Raw genomic sequence first — 19,859 nt, forward strand, 5'->3', positions numbered from 1 at the left:
CTTTGACTATAGGTAAAAGCTGCTTTACTGGTGCGATCTTTGAAGTTGCTTTTTGTTACGGCTGCTTGGCCGGTAGGGCAGCCCGAAGGCTACACTTATTCAGTCAAAAATCTGTGAAGGAACTTAACTCACTGAAACTTAATTAACTTAAGGAACAGACACTAAGCCTCTTTTTGGCTCTGCTCAGAGTTAAGCAAGAAGTAAGACACCCAATCATCAGTCGGCAACGGCCTTGCAAAGAAATAGCCTTGCGCGTATTTACAACCTATTTGGCGCAGAGTCTTTACGTGGTTCTGCGTTTCAAGCCCTTCGGCAATCACCGAGAAATTCAGAATTTGTGCAAGCTTTAATACAGCACATGTGATCTCGTAATCGACCTTGGATGAGTTAATGTCTTCAATAAAGCTTCGGTCGAGTTTGACGCAATCAGCAGATAGATTCTTCAATACCGACAGCGATGAATAGCCTGTACCAAAGTCATCAATCGCAATCTTATAACCCTTCGAGTGAAGTACCTCTATGGTTCTTGAGCAGGTTTCGAAATCTCGCATCATGTCTCTTTCAGTGATTTCAAGAAGCAGTTGATGTGGCTGGCAATCTGTTTCATCCAGTATCACTTGTAGCTGCTCTGCGAGGTCAGTCATATAGAACATTCTTGCTGAGAAGTTGATAGAGAAAATCACACCTTGTAGGTCGATACCTGAGCGTTGCCATTCGGTGATCAGGTTGGCAACCTTCTTAAATACCCACTTATCGATGTCGATAATAAGATCGCTTTTCTCTGCGACTTCAAGAAAATCGATAGGTGGAAGCAATCCAAGTTTGGGGTGACGCCAGCGAATGAGAGCCTCGGCTCCGATGATGTCTTGAGAATCCAAGTCGACTTTTGGTTGGAAGAAGACTTCCAGTTCGTCGTTTGCAATGGCTTGATGAAGCCCCATGTTTGTTTCAATTAAGTCATTGACTTCATGGGTCATTTCATCAGCATAGACTCTGTATTGATCTCTACCGTTACGTTTTGCGTGATACATAGCGGTGTCTGCGTTTCTAATTAAGGTTTCACGATCTAAGCCGTGAGTAGGGTACTCACATACCCCAATACTTGCTGAAACGAAGATAGAGTTATCATCAATATAGTAAGGCTTTCTTAATGCTTGGTTTAGGCGATCAGCGATGGGTTCACCTTCTTCTAAACCAACGTTCGAATACACAACCAAGAACTCGTCGCCGCCCATTCTAGCCACAAACCCCTTATCTCCGACGAGATTGCTAAGGATGTCAGAAACGTTAACCAGCAAGTTGTCTCCAGGTGCGTGACCTAACGAATCATTGATCGTTTTGAACTCATCAATATCGAGATAAAACAATAAAAAGGGCGCTTGGTTCTCGCTTGAGATCTTAATTTCTTTATCTAACTGCTTGGTTGCTAACAATCTATTAGCCAAATTAGTCAACGGATCGTGATGTGCTAGAAAGTCGAAGTTCTTCTTCTCTTCAGTGAGGTCGAGATAGGCCTCAGACAGCCTTGAAGCCATGTCGTTATAGGCTTTTTCCAAGTGAGACCACTCGTCACTTCTGCCCAAATTGATAGGATTCTTGAGGCTACCGGATTCTAAACGGTCGAAGCCATGTCTCAGCGCATTGAGCGGTTGTCGAATATGATGTCTCACCACGTGGTTAACCAGCAACATCGACAACACGACGGCTGAAAAGCTAATAACAATGGCGTTCAGTCTTGATAGACCAATCTCTTTTTCAAGCTGGTCGGTTAGTGCTAAGGCTTGGCTCTGTACGCGTGACTCTGTGTTTTCTACCATCTCTAACAAGTCACCTTGCGCCTCTAATAGCGAAGCCATCACCAACCAACGTTGTTCCAGATTAGCGCGAATCCGTTTTAACGCGGCGTTGTATCGCTTCACGGTACGGTGGATTCGTTTCTTCTCTGCGATAACCACAGCCGTTCCTATATCAACATTTTCTAAGTGGAGTAAGAAGATATCGAGCTCTTTCTCGACCTCGATAAGCAGTACTTTCTCCGTTTCTGGCGTGATGCGGCTGTGAATGTCACCGACCATTTTTCCTGAGGTGAGAAACGACTCTCGTAGCATGTTGATGAGATCTAATTCATTGTTATAACGGATGAAATTAGGTTGGTCTAAGTGCCTAAGCTTGCTGTCGGCTATCGCAAATTCGAGTTGATTAAGTTGCTCGGCTAATGCAGCATCGATTTGATTGGTTTGCTTGAGGATTCGATTCAGTGCTAGCGAACTGCCTAAGAAACGATGGAAGTTATCGATAAAGGCATCGATCTTTTGCGAGAAACCTTCGTTGGTCGACAAATCTCTCAAGCGTTGCAGTTGGAAATCAACGTTGAATGCTTCCTCAGACAAGGTGGTTTCACTGAACAGAAAGGTTTGCTCCAGTAACTTCACACGAGAGGTTAATGTAAATACGCGACGACTGATTTCAGAGTTAACAATCAGATCTGACACGTGTGTTGAGGTTTCCGTTTTGAGCGTCGACTCGACGTAATAGAGTGAGCGGATCACCATGATGACCGCAAGGCTCACAATCAAAAGCGAAACCAGATTCGAAATAATGAGCCTTTGGGTGATGTTGATCTGAGGTAGTTTCATTGCGGCTTCCAAATTTTCAGATACGCTTCACGGTAGCCATTTTTAGGGTCATAGATGCCTTTGTCTGACTGGCTAATAAGCTCTTCAACATTAACCGGTGTAACGAGGTGTACAGGGGCAGAGTAGCCACTAGGAGGCATTTGATTGAAGGCTCGGTTGAGCTCGTCAACAATCTGCCAACCTTGTAAATATAAGGGCTCAGGAACGGTTGCCAGTTGGAATTGTCCGCTATAGATTCTTTTGTAGGCCGCTTTGCTGCCATCACCTGCAGATATGTTCCGCGGGATCATTTTTAACTCTTCAAGGCTCGACTCCAAAGAAGGTATCGCATAGTCGATGTACAAGTCGTTTATGGCCAATATGTGAGTGATTTTATCGTCGTACTTGTTATCAAGGTCTTTCAATGTCGCGGGCATTTGCTCAGCAATTTTGTCTAAAGGCAGGTAGTTGAGCTCAAGGACATCACAATTGCTGCAACGCTTGATGGTGTTAACCATGGCGTTGGCTTTGATCATCGCGATTTCATAATTAGGGTCGGTAAACACCACGGTCTTAGCTTGACCCTTGGAGTTGACGATGGCGAGCAGGGCTGCTACCTCAGCCACATCAAGCGGGTCAGTAGTGATGTTGGTGTATAAGCCGATCTCTGGGTTTCCGCCAACAAGCTCCGTCGCGTGCCATCCGATGACAACAATCCCGAGATCTTCTGCTTGTTTCAAAATGGTTTTGTGACGAACCGCGTCAATGCCACCTAAAACAATGGCATCGGGTTCAAAACCGATTGCTTTTCGGATCGCGGCACCTTGACGCACTTCAGAACCCAAACCATCAATGAACCTAAGGTGCCAATTGATGTTAGAGATGGCTTCAGATATGCCTTTGCCAACGCCATATACGCCACCATTACGTAAATCAGACGCGACGAAAATAACGTTCTTTTCATGACGCACTGCTGGACCTTGTGTTGGACCATCCCAGGTTCGTTGGTTGGAAACCGCACGCATCACTTTTTCTTCTGCGTAATGGAAGAAATTGTTCTCAGGATTACCCGCAAAACTCGGTGAGTTGCAAGTAGTAGCGAGCAACAAACTCGCAAAATACACTGTTTTATTCATAAGGGTTATAAAACGCTTTAAATTATTATCGCTATATATTTATAATATTGTTAATAAACATTCAAACATTTGGTAACAGTTATGCCGGGTCAAATTTATAAAAACGTATTACCAGCCCTACTGACAGCTTGTTTTATCCTTCCTTTTGACGTATACGCTGATGGGGTAAGGTCGGACTCAGATGTAAAGAAACTCGAAAAATTTCAAGAGACTGTGAGTGGCGAGCCGATTTCGTTAGCACCAATGTCGGTTGAGAAACCGGTCAGAATTGCCCTAATTTACCCAAGTGCAGATATTTCTGACTTTTGGAGACGAAATTACACTGCATTGAAGGAAAGGTTGATCGCTTTAGAGTTGCCATTCGAGATCAGCGAGTTTACCTCAAGACAAATTGAGCACTCTTTGCAGACTCAATATACGGATCAAGTGTTGAATGCTGACACACCTTATGACTTCGTGATTTTTGGCCCTTCTGAACTGGGAATACAAGCTCAGAACATTCAAAAGCTATCGGCTTCGACAGAATTCAAAACCTTTATTTGGGCATTTCACACGCCAAATGAACAATGGAAACATCAACCAGACAGTTGGTTTGACTTCTCAAGTGCAATGGGCGCGGAAGTGCTGTGTGACCATGTGGTGCAAGAGTTGGGGAGTGAAGTCGAGTTCTCTGCCAATCGCGGGATCCCGGGAATCACGGACACTCAACGTTCACAAGGCTTCATTGATTGCGTGGAAGAGAAAGGTGACTGGTTAACGGTTTATGAGCATTTTGGGCAATATCAAAAAATAGGCGGCGCAGACGGGATCCGATTAGTGCTAGGTAACTTCCCTGAGGTGACCATGGTTCATAATGCCAATACGGCGATGACCATGGGGGCGGTCGATGCGTTAAACCAAGCTGATATGTTGTCTGAGATCTATGTAACGGGTTGGGGCGGCACAGCGATAGAGATCGAGAAGATTCGCTCTGATGAGTTAGATGCAACACCAATGCGCATGAGTGATGACCTTGGTGTAGCGACTGCTGAAGCGATCAAGTTTCATTTAGAAGAGAGAGAAGCTGAAGTTCCGCTGGTATATTTAGGTCGTATCACGGTTGTGCACAATAAGATGAATGACGACCAGTTGAACCAACTCACCAGAGAAGCGTTTCGTTACTCAGGAAAGAATTAAGCACGATTCAATCTATCCTGCATGATAAAAAGAGCCGCTTATTCAGTTTAATCAGAATAAGCGGCTCTTTTTTATGTTAGAGACTCTGTGAGCATGTTTGGTTCACAAACCTAATAATTGTGATTAGTCAGTAATCTCTTCTAGCACTTGCCCAATCGAACCACTTGGTTGAGTGATTCCGAGTTTGTTCGAAAGCGTCGGTGCAATATCGTATGGTGTGATTGGACGTGAAACCTTCTTAGCGTCCACATCATAACCTGCGAAAATCACTGGCACGTGCGTGTCGTATTTCCAAGGGGAACCATGAGTCGAGGCAATTTGCAGGCCTTCCATATCGTTAATGTAGCTACGCGGATCAAATACCACATACACATCGCCTGAACGAGCGGGGTGGTAGTTGTTTTTGATGAGCTGCATCACATGAGTGTCAGGGACTCGGTTTGCTGCAATATCACTGCTTGATACCGCAAACGCAACGCCTTTCAATTTGGCAATTTCATCAGCAATAGCTTCTTGTACCTTAGCCAGATCCAGTTTCTTCTGAGCGATTAAGTCGTGATTAAGATAGATATAAGGCTGAGCGTACAAACGAATTGCGTCTTTGGTTAAGCCAAAATCATCTTTTAATCGTTTCTCTACACCACTCGATAGTAGTGCGTCTTTGTCGAAGTACTGAGCTTGACTGAAACCTAGAGCATTTGCCGCAGGTGAAGATTCAGGAACACCGTGATCGGCAGACAAGACGATTAAGGTGTTCTCTAACCCAACTTGGTTGTCGACGGTTTTGAAAAGCTTAGCGAGAGTCTTATCAAGTCGGATAAGGTTGTCTTCTGTTTCTAGGCTTTCAGGGCCATAAAGGTGTACCACGTAGTCGTTTGATGAGAAACTCACTGACAGATAATCAGTCACGTCACCTTGACCAAGCTTCTCTTGCATCAACAAGGTGCTAGCGAAGTTTTCCGTGATCTCGTCACCAGCAGGGCTCACGGTTAGCGTTGTGCTGTAGTACTTGTAGCTTGCCGGGCCGTATGGGTGAGGGAAGGTGCGTTGGAAATCACCGAGTTTCACTTTGTGTTCGGTATCATTTTCTTGCAACGTGTATTTATCACGCGGTAATGAGAGCTCCCACTTTTGTTTGGAATACTGAGCAGCAATCGCTTTCTCGTTCCAGCGTGATACCCAGTCTGGATACTCGTCGTAGTAATAGTTACTCGTGACGAATTCAGATTGTGCTTTGGAGAACCAGAAGGCTTTACCACTGTGTCCTGCCAATGAGATAGCACCGCGGTCTTTCACTGATACGCCGAACACTTTTGATTTGCCACTATTGGAAATCGTCAGCTCGTCACCAAAAGTGGTGGCGAGTATTGGCTCCGGAGAACGACCGTCACCTTGCGCTGTCTTCTGTGTTGGGTCAATCTCGGTGGCTTTGTCGACACCCGCGCCAGAAGTCAGCATTTTGTAGTTGCCATCTTCTACGTTATACACCAAGCGTTCTTCGCTACGGTCATACCAAACGTTACCTACCATACCATGTACGCTAGGTGGAGCGCCTGTTGCAAGCGACACATGGCCAACAATGGTTTCTGTGTTGCCGTGTTGGTAGTTCGCATTGGTGTAATAAGTACCGTCATCCATTAAGTAGCGAAAGCCACCTTCACCAAAATTATGCTTGTATCGTTCAATGAGGTCAGCGCGTAGACCATCAACCGTGATTTGAAGGACAAGGTCTGGCTTTTCTGCAGCCGATGCAGGAAGAGCGCAGAGTAACGCGAGTGTAAGTCCTGAAAGCTTGGTGTATTGCATAGGGTTTCCTTATTCACTGTTGCCGTAGCGTTCTAACGTGTGGTCAGATTTTTAACGTTGAGATAGGGTTATTCACGTATCTAGTTCGTATCTTTAACCAACCGCAGTCCCATGTCCGACATGGTGATGGATTGGCTTGCGAAATCACGACGGTAACTTTCCGATTCATTTTCGTCATAAGCAAAACTGCCACCGCGAACAGACTTGTGCGATAAGCCTACGTCGCTGTGTTTAGCGTTATTTGGATTGTCTGTTGGCCCGAATCTGTAGAAGGTGTCATCGAAAGCATCAATGACAAATTCACCAACGTTTCCTGTCATGTCATATAAGCCTAGTTCATTTGGCTTTTTTAACCCTACAGGATGCGCGCTATTTTTCGAATTTGCTGAGTACCACGCAACATCATCTAAGTTGTTGGAACCACTGTAAGTATAGCCTTTGCTTTTGTTGCCACCCTTCGCTGCAAATTCCCATTCCGCTTCAGTCGGTAGGCGGTATTCTTCACCCGTTAATTCATTCAACTGCTCAACGAAATAGTTCGCTTGTTGCCAGCTAAGGTTATTGACCGGAACTTGTGGGTTTTGGAAATAACTGAGAGATGAACCCATCACCGATTCAAACAATTCTTGAGTCACCTCAAACTTCGCAATGTAGAAACTATCTACAGTTACTTCACGGGCTGGTCGTTCTGCTTTGGTCGCTTCCGGGTTGTTTGAACCCATGGTGAATGTTCCGCCTTCAACCAACACCATCTCTTGGTCAATTTTTTGAGCGATAGGGTGTGTAGGCACGCTTGCACAGCCGCTTAGGAAAATAGTCATGGTGACGCCGCTAACTGCTGCTAAATGTTTGTAATTGATAAATTTCATCACGTGCCTCAAATGTTCGAAATAGGGTGTGATTCTAACGTTTTTGGTCATTCCTATTGGTTATAAAGGGTATAACATGCCACTGACTTAATTCGGAATTATGATGGGAACAAGACACTAAGATAGGTAGGTAAATCATGCACATTACTCAAGGTCCACAATATAACGGTAAAGCGTCTAAGCGCCTGCATGTTATGGCTAAGCCGATTGGCGCAGCGTGCAACATTGACTGTAAATATTGTTATTACCTAAGTAAGCAAGATTTGTTGGAGTACAAGAAAGGCAGTTCTCCAAGAATGGATGATGAGACGCTAGAGACTTACATCCGACAATACATCGAAGGTCAAAATACGCCTGAAATTATCTTCTCATGGCAGGGCGGCGAACCGACTATGTTAGGTTTGGCTTATTTTGAGCGTGTGGTTGAGCTACAGAAAAAGTATCAGCCTGAAGGTGTGTTAATTTCAAATGACCTACAAACTAATGGCACATTATTGAATGACGATTGGGGTCGATTCTTAGCAAAGAACAACTTCCTGATCGGTTTAAGTATTGATGGCCCTGAAATGCTGCACAACGCTTACCGTACCAACCGCGCGGGTCGTGGCACATTCAAACAAGTGATGGCTGCTGTCGAGCTGTTGCACAAACACCAAGTTAAATTCGCCACGCTTACCTGTGTGAATAACCTGACCAGTCAAAACGCATTAGAAGTGTATCGCTTCTTACGTGACGTGGTGAAGTCTCCACAAATGCAGTTTATTCCTATCGTAGAACAGAAAACCTTTAGAACCGTTGCGCCGCAAACCTCTCAAGTCAGTGAGCAACTCAAGCAAGGTGACAAGCGTCTTATCCCGGGTCATAAAGATTCGATCATGGAATCATGGTGTGTATCGGACTTAGCGTGGGGCAACTTCTTGATTGCGGTGTTTGATGAGTGGGCGAAGCAAGACATCGGTAAAGTGTTTGTTCAGTATCTTGAAGCGAGCTTAGAAACGTGGATTGGTCGCCCGAACCCGCTTTGTACCCTGAATGAGATTTGCGGTAAAGGCTTAGCGATGGAGCCAAACGGCGATGTGTTCTCTTGTGACCACTATGTTTACCCTGAATATAAAATTGGCAACATCCATCACGAGAAGCTTGATGACCTAGCATACAGCGCACCACAACAAAAATTTGGTTTCGCTAAATCACGCACACTGACCAGTCAGTGTCAGCAATGTGACTACAAGTTTGCTTGTCATGGTGAATGCCCTAAAAACCGCTTTATCAAAACTCGTGCGGGTGAGCCGGGATTGAACTATTTATGCGCGGGCTGGCACAAGTTCTTTTCTCATGTTGATAAATCGATGGCGTATATCGCGCGTGCGATGAGACACCCCGTTGCTCATGGTAAGTACAGTGATTCTGTGATGATGGCGCGTCGAGCAGAACTGGCAAAACAAACGACGTTTGAGACAAAGTTTTAAGTCAAGTTCTAGGTTTAGAGTTATCGATCCTAACGAAATTTAATCAGATATGAGTCTAGGGACGGGCTAAGTTCTCCAACTTAAGGTAATACTATGATCAAGAAGAGTTTAGCGACAGCGGTTGCTTTATTGGTTTCAACGTCCGCATTGTTATCAACGTCAGCAATCGCAGCCAATGGCGTTCAACAAATCGTTGATGCACCAGCACAAAATATCAATCAAGTGCTTGAAATGACGGACACTCAAACCCGTATTCAACAGTTGTCTTACATGGCACAAGATCAAAACCAGTCTATCGAAAACCGTACTGGTGCGCTGCAAGAATTGGCAGCTTACCCAAGCCAAAACGCGCTGGTGGCTGTTGCTAGAGGCATAAAAGATCAAAACCCTGAAGTTCGTGAAGCGGCAGTGATCGGTTCTGAACCTTACCAACTTGAGCATCGGTGGGCATTGGTTTCACCACTGTTAAAAGACACCGATACCATGGTTCGTCACACGGCAACGTCAAATCTGATTCGTGACTTTAATACCTTAGATGAACAACAAAAAGGACAAATCGAGCCACCAGTAAAAGAGCTTATCAGTTTCCTAGAGACGCAAGAATCAGAAAAGTACCAATTATTGTTTGCTGATGTACTTCGCTGGCACAACGAGTGGGATAAGGCAGAAACGGTTTATCTAGAACTCATCAAAACGCATCAAAAAGAGCCACAAGTTTGGTTAAGTTACGCTGATAATTTCCGAGCGCAGAAAAAAGACCAACAAGCGGTCGATGTATTGGATCGCGGCTTGCAACATGTACCCGACTACGCAGCTCTACATTACTCTAAATCATTAACTTTGGTTCGATTAGAAGAGAAGGGCGCCGCAGCAAAAGAGATTGAAGTTGCTGCTGAGTTAGCGAAAGACAACAGCTATTACTGGTACCTCAATGGTGTATTGCAAGAAGATCTCGATATCGACAAGTCGACAAAGTCATTTGAAAAGGCGTATTTGATTTCTGGCGCTCCAGAGCAACTCTACGCTGTGTGTGATATTTACGTTCGTTACGGCGATGAAAAAACGGATGAATGTTTGACTGAGCTTAGTAAAGTCGCACCTGACTATGTGATTGAACAGTTGAAAGAGAAGCGAGTAGCGCCAAGTTCGTAGTAATTGCGTTAATCGATAAACTAAAGTGAGTTATTGAAAAGCCAGTCGAAATGTTCGACTGGCTTTTTGCATATGGAAATGATTTTAAAATGTGTGGTTAGAGCAAGAGATAAATCAGAGGCGTTAAATTGGGTGAGCTTAGTGACTCACCCATAAAACTAATTATTCGCCTATTGAGCTGGATGCTCGACGACGGTCTGTTGCACCGTAGATCTTGCCATCTTTGACTTCAATTGCGTTACCACCTTGCTTGAGTATCGAATACCCAGTGCTGCTTACGTATGGGTTTGTCGCACTTACCATAAACTTCTCGCCACTTTCGTCGGACGTTATTGGAAAAGGGTTTGGTTCAGCCGCGAAACTGACTGCTGAAACCAAGCTTAAAGATAAAGTCGCTATTCGCATGCGTTCTCCGTTTAAGGTGTCTGTTTATTCGCTCTAAGGCTGACCGAATAAAAAAGAGGAAGTTCTGTAGCCTGTTGCCTTCTTACACGATACTGACGATGTTGACAGAGTTACTAAATTGTAGGGCATATGGAGAATTTAATTATTGGGGTGATCGTTTGAATCAGCGTTTTTATATTTTTCAACTCGACACAAAGCCTATGGATTACAAGCATCCCCAAATAGGGTGCGAGTAATGCTCCTAATAAACATTAAGTTTTAAACAGGTTATTAAGTTTGAGGTTGAGTTGTATTTGATAAAGTTAAAAATTAAAACTCATGATTTATATGGTTATTTTTTGATTGCTACAATCTATAAACAATATTTACATATTTATCACTATTTTCATATTGACCGATTGAATAACTGGTCAGATCTGTTATTGTTCGGAAAAATACTAGTGCGGTTTGTCATACTGTTTAGCAAGGAAGCTTATGTTTACACTATCGATTAAGAATCGAATTTTGGCGCTATGTTTAGTGTCGTTAGTCGGGTTTATTAGTATTCTATTTGTCGGTGGGGATACGCTCACTAGCAATACCAAGCAGGTTAATAGAATTGACCAAGTCACTTATCCCGTCATGAATTCTGCTTCGCTAAATAGTGTTTTGATCTCTCAATTAGCAGAGCGCTTTAATTTAGCGGTCACTCTTGGTGATGAAGAGATCTTGGAGATGAATAAGCAAACGCTTACTGCGATTCAAAGTAACTTCAATATTCAAATTTCATTGGACCCGTCTTTACAAGGTTCGTCAGCACTTCTACAAAATCAAACCAATCAATATTTCGATCTGGCTTATCGTATCGCGCAAGGTATGATTGACGAAGAGATTAGTCTTAGTGAGGCGGGTCGTCTCGCAAAGCAAAGCACTGCAATCTTAGAAGAGCTCACTACGGGGATGAGTGAGTTTTCGTCGGCTCGTCAGTCAGAGTTTGAGAACGCAGTACAAGAGTTAGAATCAAATAACAAAACAGCTAACCAAATCATGAGTATTTCAGGTGCATTAGCCATGCTTGCAATGTGTATCTTTGGATGGTTCGTGGTGAAAGGAATACGCAAAGATTTAGCAAATATCAGTGACAAAATGCGCGATATTGCGGAAGGGGATGGTGATTTAACGGTTCGCTTACAACACGAGAAAAACGACGAACTAAAACCACTCGTTGAATCATTCAATAGTTTTGTTTCTCATCTACAACAAAATGTAACGCATACAATCGAGAACGTCACTCAATTGGACACTATTTCTAGCGCTTTGGTGAGCTCTAGTCAGGTCACGAACGAACTTTCGACCAAACAACATCTTTCTATTGAAGAAGTATCTAGCTCATTAAATCAGTTGTTTGTTGCTGTTAGAGAGATTGCGACCAACGCGAATGATGCTTCGACTTCAGCTTCGAGTGCCAGTGAGCAGGCGACTCTAGGAGAGCAGCAGGTTAAAAGTACCATTTTAGCCGTGCAAGAACTGACGCACGATGTAGGTAATGCTTCACAAGTGGTTAAGCAGTTGAATGACAATACTCAAAGTGCCGGCTCTATCTTAGAGGCGATCAGCGCTATTGCTGAACAGACTAATTTACTCGCGCTTAATGCTGCAATTGAAGCGGCGCGCGCGGGTGAACAAGGTCGTGGCTTTGCTGTGGTTGCTGATGAAGTTAGAACGTTAGCATCAAGAACACAAACGTCGACACAAGAAATCCAATCTGTACTTTTACAGCTACAAGAACAAGCAAAAACAGCCTCTACAATCATTTCGGATAGTGTGACGAAAGCTGAAACCTGCGTAGAAAAGTCACTTGTTGCTGAAAATTCACTACAAAAAATCACTTCTGAGATCACTGAAATCAGTCAGCGAAACGAAAGTATTGCCGCTGCAACTGAAGAGCAGGAGCAAACCTCAACTCGTATAGAAACTTTTGTCGAAGAAATTAGAAAAATGGCAGAAGGTACAAGCAACAGTGTTAAACAAGTCGACGCAGTTGCCCAAAATATTCAAGAAGTTACTCGTAACATATCAATATTAACTGGCCATTTTAAGGTGAGTTAAGCCCCCTAGAATCATTCCTTCTCTCTTTCTGGCTATGCCTCAAGGAGGGCGGGAGTATGCCCAAAATTTGGGTTAATTACATAAAAACAAGAAACAACATAACAAATTGGAGTTAGTTATGAAGAAGACAGTGGTTGCTGCCCTAGTAAGTATGGCGTTTGGAGCAAATGCTGCAAATATGGATAACCTTCGTATTAGTGGATTTGGTTCTGTAGGTATCGGTAAGTCAGATAACGCAATCGGTTATGCTGGCTACACGGACGAAAAATTGGATTGGGAGCAAGAAACACTAGCGGGCTTGCAGTTTGATTTTCAAGTTAACGAGCGAGCGAAGTTTGTGACCCAAATTGTTGCAAACAGCCGTTATGACTATGAACCAAAAATTGAAATGGCTTACGCCTCTTATGATTTTGATTCATTTACCGCTCGTGCAGGTAAGCTGCGTTTACCTCTGTTTTTCTACTCTGACTACACCGATCTTGGTTACGCATATCCTATGATCAGACCCTCTCAAGAATTGTATGAAAACATTGTTTTGAAGGGTTACACGGGTGCTGATTTATTGATTCCAATTGAGCTTGAAGACTCAAGCATTCTTCTTCAGCCAGTAGTGGGTATTGGCACTATTGATGAAGATGACTCAATTGTGGGTGAAGTGAAACTGGATAAATTATTCGGTATCAGTGCTAACTGGAACGTAGATGACTTTACCTTCCGTGGTTCATATTTTGTTGCTGAATCTAACCCATCTTGTGATTTCCAAAGTTCACAAGATCCGTACTGTCAGCTAGGCGCATTGCTAGATGGCCAAGATGGCCAGTTTATCTCACTTGGTGCTCAATATGACAATGGTGATCTTTTGGTTAACGTAGAAGCTGCAGACGTCCAATTGGAAGGGCAGTTTTACGACTATCAATCGGTGTCTGGCTTGGTCGGCTATCGAGTCAATGAATTTACACCTTACGTTTCTGTTGGTTGGGTTGAAACTACTGATAACGAAGATCGTGAAAATATGACAAGCACAGCCATCAAAGAGTCGATGAATTACGAGCGCCTTTCTTACTCTGTCGGTAGCCGCTGGGATTTTGCCAAGAATATGTCTTTGAAAGCAGATGTCACTTATGTGGATTACCGAGATACAAGCGGTGGCTTCCAAAGTAATGTTGAGACAACGGTGGATCCAAGAGTTGCGACTGGTAACTACCTTGAAGACAGCTCTATTGTTTATTCAGCACGTCTTGATTTCGTATTCTAAGGAGGCAACATGAAAAGTTTACTGGCAGCAATAACTATAGCGGTTCTTTCATTTAATGCTTCTGCAGGAATGGTCGTTATTGGTAACAATGCAGGTGTTGATTCATTATCAAAATCTGATGTTAAAAAACTCTTTATGGGTAAAAAGAGCAAACTATCAAATGGAACGAAAGCACAAATTGTCGAACTGGCTGATGGTTCTGAGGGGCGACTCGCCTTTCACGAGGTAGCGACAGGGCGCAGTGAATCACAGCTTCAATCAGCTTGGTCACGACTGGTCTTTACAGGTAAAGCCGAAGCTCCTATTCAGGTCGCTGACTATAGTGCCGCAATTACAACGGTAGCTTCTAAAACTAACGCTATCGGATATGTTGATGAAACGGCAGTGACAGGTGACGTGAAGGTTCTCTTTAAATACTGATCCGTTGTTACTTATTCATCATAAAAAAGCCCAAGATTACGTGAGTACCTTGGGCTTTGATTTGAATGACGATTGAATTCTAGGTTAGAAAACGAAACTCAACATGATTGTGTAAAGGACGGCATCTTTGTCATCAAAGCCAGTGAGCGCGTTAAAATCTTCGACAAACGCACCGTTTGACTTGCGAGCTTCGAAGTATTGCACTTCACCATTGATAGACACGTTTGGTAGCACGTCGTAATCAACACCAATTAAATAGCTGTTACCTGTTAGATGTTCATTAGAGTCAAACTCTGCTCCGTAAACGACGTATGGAGTGAATAAATCTAGTCTATAGCCCAAACTAGCGTATATCGAGGACGAGAAGTCACTGATTTGTCCTTCACTTGCAAGCACCGCTTGACCTAATTCATACTCAGTACCTAAGGACCAAAGTTGAATGTGTTGGTTGTCTTGTTTGCTACTGAATGGAGCTGTTATCGAAGTTCCAGGGATTGTAATCGTGCCAGAAACGGTTTGATCAAAATTGGAGTCGAGGAATGATAAGTTCCAACGATAGTTTTCACCGCTCAATTGAAGATTGGCACCGAACATTCGGTTGGTTTCAAATTCCAGCTCTGTACTCGAATTAAAGTCGACTTTGTTTTTGTCTTTTACACCGAAGAAAGGTGAGAGCAATAGCGTTGCTTCATCACTGACATCATGAGTCCAGCTCACTTTTATGCCGTTGAAAGCTGTGATTCCGAGAACGCTGTTATACACCTCTGTCGGTGGCCTTGCTGTCATATAGGCTTGGCCTACATAGTAGTACTCAGAGGCAAGGAATAGTGGCAGTCGCAATCGACCAACGCTTACATCAAAGTCATTAAATTCATAGCCTAAATAAGCCCACTCTAGCTGCGGTTCACTCCAGTCATATTGGGGTGGCTTGACAACTTGCACGGAAGCTTTGAATGAGTTGTAGAAGTAATCGAGTTGAACACCAAATGTGGTATCGCAGTCGTAACAGCTCTCATCAGTAAAACCGCGGTTGATGATCAATGGATTATCGTTATCCGATGTTGCCCAAGATGTTGAACCAAAACCACTTAAAGATAAATTATCGGTAAGTTCAATAATGGCAAAGGCCGGAGAGGCAATCGAAGCACATAGCACTAACGTAATTATTTTTTTCATATTATTTCTCCGAACTTATAACGTAGAGAATGTTGGCATTTTGAGGAACCGAAGAGAGTGGGGAGTAACCAATACGGTTTGGTTTTTCGTCTAGCCAGTCGACTAAACTGTCGGTTGAAGCCGTTTTGATTTCTCTTGGATAACGAGCTTTTCCTGAAAAAGATAAGCCAGCCCAGTGTGCGTTCATTTGAGCGGCGTTCTTCCCAAGTAGAAGCTGATAAAATGCCTCTCTTTCGGCGCTGTTTTCAGGCCAATCAGAGAGTTCTACACGCTTGCCGTTGAGACGTTTGGTTTTACCTCGATATAGCTTTCTCGCTTTGTTGATTGATATCTCTTCAAACCCTGAGTCTAAAGAGAATATGGCGTATTCTTCTGCAGCATGAGCGGGGCTGAGAAGAAGTAAGCTTCCAAACAACCCTACCACTGCTGGTAACAGCGCTCTGCTCGAGAGCGTTTTAATTGTTTTGATCCAATTCATTGGTTTCTCCTAACAAGTCGCACTTTCTATTTGGTGGAATAGTTTTTCTTTTCTTACGGGCTTCGCTACGTACCCATCCATTCCGGAATCAAAGCACTTTTGAATATCATCATCGATAACACTGGCGGTTAACGCGATAATAGGAGTCTTGCTTAAGCCTAGGTTTTTCTCGTGTTCTCGAATCTCCTTAGTGGCGGTGAAGCCATCCATCACCGGCATCATGCAGTCCATTAAAATAATGTCGAAACTGCTGTCATTCCGATACATATCAACGGCGATTTGCCCGTTGTCTGCAATTTCAAAGGCGTAACCGGCCTTTTTGAGCATGACTGAAGCAACTTTCTGGTTTACGCGATTGTCTTCAACCAAAAGGATCTTCTCAGATTTGCTTGGCACAAAGTTAGGCTCAGCTTGCTCTGGTAATGTTTTCTTGGCTGTTTGTGCACTATGAATAGGAGTAACGGTTGAACTTGTTGATGCTGCTGGCGCGTTATGTGTAACTGGCAGTGGCATTGCTTCTACAGCCGCAAGCACTTTCTCCTTCAACATCTCGAACTTGAATGGTTTTGGTACATAATCATCCATACCTACGTCGAAACACTTTTGAATATCGTCATCAATCACACTGGCGGTGAGGGCGATAATAGGGATGCGGCGCGTGGCGCCAGTTTCTTTTTCAAATCGTCGGATGTTGCTTGTTGCGTTGAAGCCATCCATTACTGGCATCATGCAATCCATGAGTATCGCAGCGTAATGAGGGTTGGCGGTGAACATGTCGATGGCCTCTTGACCATTATTCGCAAACTCGAATTCAAAACCACTTTTACCGACGTGGAGTCCAGCAATTTTTTGGTTGATCTTGTTGTCTTCGACGATGAGGATTTTGTGTTGGATGGTCGTAGTTTGTTGGTTGGCTTCTGACAATTCAGCTAAACCTTGCGTATCACAGAGCTCAACCGCTTTAATCAAACGTAATCCAAGTAGGGGCTGCGATACCTGAGCAGTAACGCTGTTACCGATGTCAGCTGGCTCACTTAAGAAAGAACGAATCAAACAGATAGTGATGCCGTTTTGGTGCAGCTTATCTAAATCAGTGGTGTAGTAATTGGCTTGGAACGCGTCATCTTCAGCAAAAATTACGGTGATTGGTTTATTGTGTTTTTGAGTTACGAGCTGTTGTGTGATCGTAGCTGTGTTACTCACTTGCTGAGTAACCTTCAAGCCGTAAAGGTTAAGATCCCATTCTATGCGTTTAGAGAGCATGTTCTCGTTACCTAGAACATATATGTCAGCTGTTGCTGTGCTTGGTTTCGGTAGCATAATATCGACGGGTAATTCTAAGTCGAAGTAGAAACAGCTGCCTTCGCCCTTGACGGAGTCGAGCTGAATCTGGCCACCCATCAGTTCAACCAACTGTGTGCTAATGGCTAGGCCAAGACCAGTACCTCCGAATTGACGTGTGGTTGAATCATCTTCTTGAGCAAAGGGTTCGAATATTTGTTTCTGTTGTTGTTTGTCGATCCCAATACCGGTGTCTCGTACAGCAAATCTAAGGGTGACACTATTTTCTGACTTGTCGAGTGTTTGAATTGATAGGGTGACACCGCCTTCTGCAGTAAACTTCACCGCATTAGACATGAAGTTCATTAGGATCTGTCTTAAGCGGTGATCGTCAATCATCACACGAGCAGGTGTGTCAGGGCTGATATCAACGTTGACTGAAATTTTTTGTTCTTTCGCTTTTGGCGCCACAATAGAGGCGATGTCGTATATCGATTCTCTAACGGATGCTGAGTGTGGACTGATCATTAGCATGCCAGATTCAATCTTAGAGAAGTCCAAGATGTCGTTGATTAGGCTCAGTAGCAGTTGGGACGAGGTCTCAATCGTATCAACATAATCGCGTTGGGTCGGTGTGAGAGGGGTGTCTGCAAGAATCTCAGAAATACCAATAACGCCATTGAGTGGGGTACGAATTTCATGAGACATATTAGCTAAGAAGCTACTTTTCGCTTTGCTGGCCTGTATTGCGTGATCTTTCGCTTGTTCGGCGTCCTCTTTGGCTCTCTCAGCGTCTTCTTTGGCTAGTGTTAGTTTCTCTTTAGCGAGCTCTCGCTCGATGGTCAATCGTTTAACTTGTTGAGCAAATAGGCTGAGCTCATCTTTACCCTGAATTAGTTTGTCTAAAGAAGGGCGCTGTTCAGCGTTTTCGCTTTTTAAGAAAGCCAACACCAAATTGAGGTTGTTGGTTACTTGTCTCGCTAAACTTAAGGTTAGCCCCATGACCATGGCTGCGAGCAGGGCAACGATGGAGATAAACAGTGTTCGTTGCACTTGCGCATCTGAGATCGCTTGCTCAACTTCTTGTTGGAACTCTTGCTTGATAACATTACCGAGGCTTTGTAATAAGCTGAGTCGAGCACTCATCGCCTCTAACCCAACAGAAACCTCTTGGGGTGTCAGTTGGCTAATGGCGTTTAGATCAAGCAGTGCGTTTCTGATCTCTTGGCTCTGAGCAAACACGTCGTTTCTAAATACCTCAACCATCAATGACACTTGATGTTCGTTGGCATTCAACGATACAAAGCGTTCGAGGAACAGTTGCTGTCTTTCACTCAAGGTTTCGATCTGTTCAGCAAGTTCTGGGTCGTACTCTTGGCTAGTTTGGAATATCTCAATCAGTGAAGTGCCCAGTTTGAACTCTTCGTTCGACCAGAACATCAACCATTCGAGTTGTTGTAATGCGGTGAGATGTTGTTGAATTTCGCGCTTGGTATTTTCGAATGGGACTTTTTCTATCTCAAGCAACAGTTGCTTGTATAAATCACTCTGCCATTCAAGAGCGTCCAACTTATCGTAAGTGTCAGTCGCTTCCATCGTGGATAGGGTCGCTTCACTGAAGTCAGCCACCAGTTGATTCATATCATCCGAAGCGTCTAAAAAAATGATGGGTGACAGCGTTTTTAATTCTGCCTTTACTTGGCTGCTTTGCGTCGCGAATTCTTCAGGGCTAGAAGCCAGAGTGCTCCGATATAAGACCGAAATATCTTGAAGATACACAGATAACTGATTGGTTCGTTCAAAATCGGTTAACTGAGTCGTTAAAATATATGCTTGTCTGCCTGCTAGAAAGAGCAGTAGTGAAATGGGAAGTAGAACTAAGCCAAAGAGTTTATGTTTGACTGAAAGGTTATTCCAGACCGTAATCGCCATATAAGGATCCATCCAACTGTTTTTATATAAAAACAGTAGAATAAAAATGCGGATATGGAAACCTTGAAACGGTAAATTTAATGGAAGTGTGGGAGGGGTATAAGTTCTTGTGATTCCACAGCTTATTTTGAAATATCTTCTCTTACTAGCAACTTATAGCGATTGTCAGTCGGTTTAATTTTTATGCTTATTGATGAATAGCTTATAAAGCGAGTTAATGAGGGCGCTTTTTATCGAGACTTAGTTCAAACAGAAGTTGCTCTAACACGGTTTTTGCTGAGGGCTCTAACGCCCAAACCCCTAGCATTCTGTTTAGCGCGGCGCGATACACTCTGTTTTTGAGTAGGAAAGCGAGCGTACTCGTATCGTTGTTCAAAACATGTGTTTGTATGACGGTTAGCTCAGCTTTGTTCTCGATATCGACTTTCTGAAGGTTGAAAGCGGGTAGAAAGGCACACTCATACCAAACCTCAACGATCTCTCGAAGTTCGATCTCCTCTTCAGGCACATCGCAGCCCTGAAGTTGATGGTTTTCAGGAATTGCGGATAAGTAAGCGACATCAAGCTTGTCTGCAACGAATGTGTACATTTGCTTCCTTGT

14 protein-coding genes and 1 pseudogene are annotated in these 19,859 nt (G+C 43.7%); 6 read left to right on the forward strand and 9 right to left on the reverse strand.

Annotated features, from left to right (window positions below; translation table 11 throughout):
- Nucleotides 1-161: 161 nt before the first annotated feature.
- Nucleotides 162-2,636 (reverse strand): EAL domain-containing protein, encoded by a 2,475-nt coding sequence (locus BCV39_RS14375; protein ID WP_102431211.1) that lies wholly within the window; start codon nucleotides 2,634-2,636, stop codon nucleotides 162-164.
- Entirely contained in the window at nucleotides 2,633-3,751 is a 1,119-nt protein-coding gene (locus BCV39_RS14380; protein WP_102431210.1) for a substrate-binding domain-containing protein, read from the reverse strand. Before BCV39_RS14380 ends, BCV39_RS14375 begins: the two co-directional genes overlap by 4 nt.
- 81 nt (nucleotides 3,752-3,832) lie before the next feature.
- On the opposite strand from BCV39_RS14380, the gene BCV39_RS14385 reads away from it, so the two are divergent.
- Nucleotides 3,833-4,927 carry a substrate-binding domain-containing protein gene (locus BCV39_RS14385; protein WP_102431209.1) on the forward strand — a complete coding sequence of 365 codons (1,095 nt, stop codon included), beginning with the start codon at nucleotides 3,833-3,835 and terminating at the stop codon, nucleotides 4,925-4,927.
- 123 nt (nucleotides 4,928-5,050) lie between these two features.
- Here BCV39_RS14385 and BCV39_RS14390 read toward each other — a convergent pair whose 3' ends face one another.
- Nucleotides 5,051-6,733 (reverse strand): alkaline phosphatase family protein, encoded by a 1,683-nt coding sequence (locus tag BCV39_RS14390; protein WP_102431208.1) that lies wholly within the window; start codon nucleotides 6,731-6,733, stop codon nucleotides 5,051-5,053.
- An 80-nt stretch (nucleotides 6,734-6,813) separates the two neighbouring features.
- A complete protein-coding gene (locus BCV39_RS14395; protein ID WP_102431207.1) occupies nucleotides 6,814-7,602 on the reverse strand; it encodes an SUMF1/EgtB/PvdO family nonheme iron enzyme in 789 nt (262 codons plus the stop codon).
- Between the two features lie 137 nt (nucleotides 7,603-7,739).
- Between BCV39_RS14395 and BCV39_RS14400 the strand changes: the two genes are divergently transcribed.
- Entirely contained in the window at nucleotides 7,740-9,071 is a 1,332-nt protein-coding gene (locus tag BCV39_RS14400; RefSeq protein ID WP_102431206.1) for an anaerobic sulfatase maturase, read from the forward strand.
- Nucleotides 9,072-9,164: 93 nt separating this feature from the next.
- A complete protein-coding gene (locus BCV39_RS14405; protein ID WP_102431205.1) occupies nucleotides 9,165-10,223 on the forward strand; it encodes a hypothetical protein in 1,059 nt (352 codons plus the stop codon).
- A gap of 228 nt (nucleotides 10,224-10,451) precedes the next feature.
- Here the strand turns inward: BCV39_RS14405 and BCV39_RS14410 are convergent.
- Nucleotides 10,452-10,628: pseudogene (locus tag BCV39_RS14410) on the reverse strand (gamma-glutamyltransferase); the annotation flags it as partial.
- A 621-nt stretch (nucleotides 10,629-11,249) separates the two neighbouring features.
- Between BCV39_RS14410 and BCV39_RS14415 the strand changes: the two are divergent.
- The 3 genes from BCV39_RS14415 to BCV39_RS14425 all read left to right on the forward strand — a co-directional run bounded on the left by BCV39_RS14415 (nucleotide 11,250) and on the right by BCV39_RS14425 (nucleotide 14,391).
- Nucleotides 11,250-12,716: a methyl-accepting chemotaxis protein gene (locus BCV39_RS14415; protein ID WP_102432443.1), complete on the forward strand. Its 1,467-nt coding sequence runs from the start codon at nucleotides 11,250-11,252 to the stop codon at nucleotides 12,714-12,716.
- 118 nt (nucleotides 12,717-12,834) lie between these two features.
- Nucleotides 12,835-13,971, forward strand: coding sequence for an outer membrane beta-barrel protein (locus BCV39_RS14420; RefSeq protein WP_102432442.1), 1,137 nt, complete (start codon nucleotides 12,835-12,837; stop codon nucleotides 13,969-13,971).
- 9 nt (nucleotides 13,972-13,980) lie between these two features.
- On the forward strand, nucleotides 13,981-14,391 hold the full coding sequence (locus BCV39_RS14425; protein ID WP_102432441.1) for a phosphate ABC transporter substrate-binding protein: 411 nt from the start codon (nucleotides 13,981-13,983) through the stop codon (nucleotides 14,389-14,391).
- Nucleotides 14,392-14,475: 84 nt separating this feature from the next.
- Here the strand turns inward: BCV39_RS14425 and BCV39_RS14430 are convergent, their stop codons facing one another.
- The 4 genes from BCV39_RS14430 to BCV39_RS14445 all read right to left on the reverse strand — a co-directional run bounded on the left by BCV39_RS14430 (nucleotide 14,476) and on the right by BCV39_RS14445 (nucleotide 19,847).
- Nucleotides 14,476-15,567, reverse strand: a complete 1,092-nt coding sequence (locus tag BCV39_RS14430; RefSeq protein WP_102432440.1) for a sulfate ABC transporter permease — start codon at nucleotides 15,565-15,567, stop codon at nucleotides 14,476-14,478.
- 1 nt (nucleotide 15,568) lies between these two features.
- A complete protein-coding gene (locus BCV39_RS14435; protein WP_102432439.1) occupies nucleotides 15,569-16,045 on the reverse strand; it encodes a hypothetical protein in 477 nt (158 codons plus the stop codon).
- Nucleotides 16,046-16,054: 9 nt separating this feature from the next.
- The gene (locus BCV39_RS14440; protein ID WP_102432438.1) at nucleotides 16,055-19,258 is read right to left on the reverse strand and encodes a response regulator; all 3,204 of its coding nucleotides are present in this window, start codon (nucleotides 19,256-19,258) and stop codon (nucleotides 16,055-16,057) included.
- A 214-nt stretch (nucleotides 19,259-19,472) separates the two neighbouring features.
- Nucleotides 19,473-19,847: a hypothetical protein gene (locus tag BCV39_RS14445; protein WP_076670179.1), complete on the reverse strand. Its 375-nt coding sequence runs from the start codon at nucleotides 19,845-19,847 to the stop codon at nucleotides 19,473-19,475.
- Nucleotides 19,848-19,859 lie beyond the last annotated feature (12 nt).

Source organism: Vibrio sp. 10N.286.55.E10 (assembly GCF_002872555.1).
Lineage (GTDB): Bacteria > Pseudomonadota > Gammaproteobacteria > Enterobacterales > Vibrionaceae > Vibrio > Vibrio crassostreae.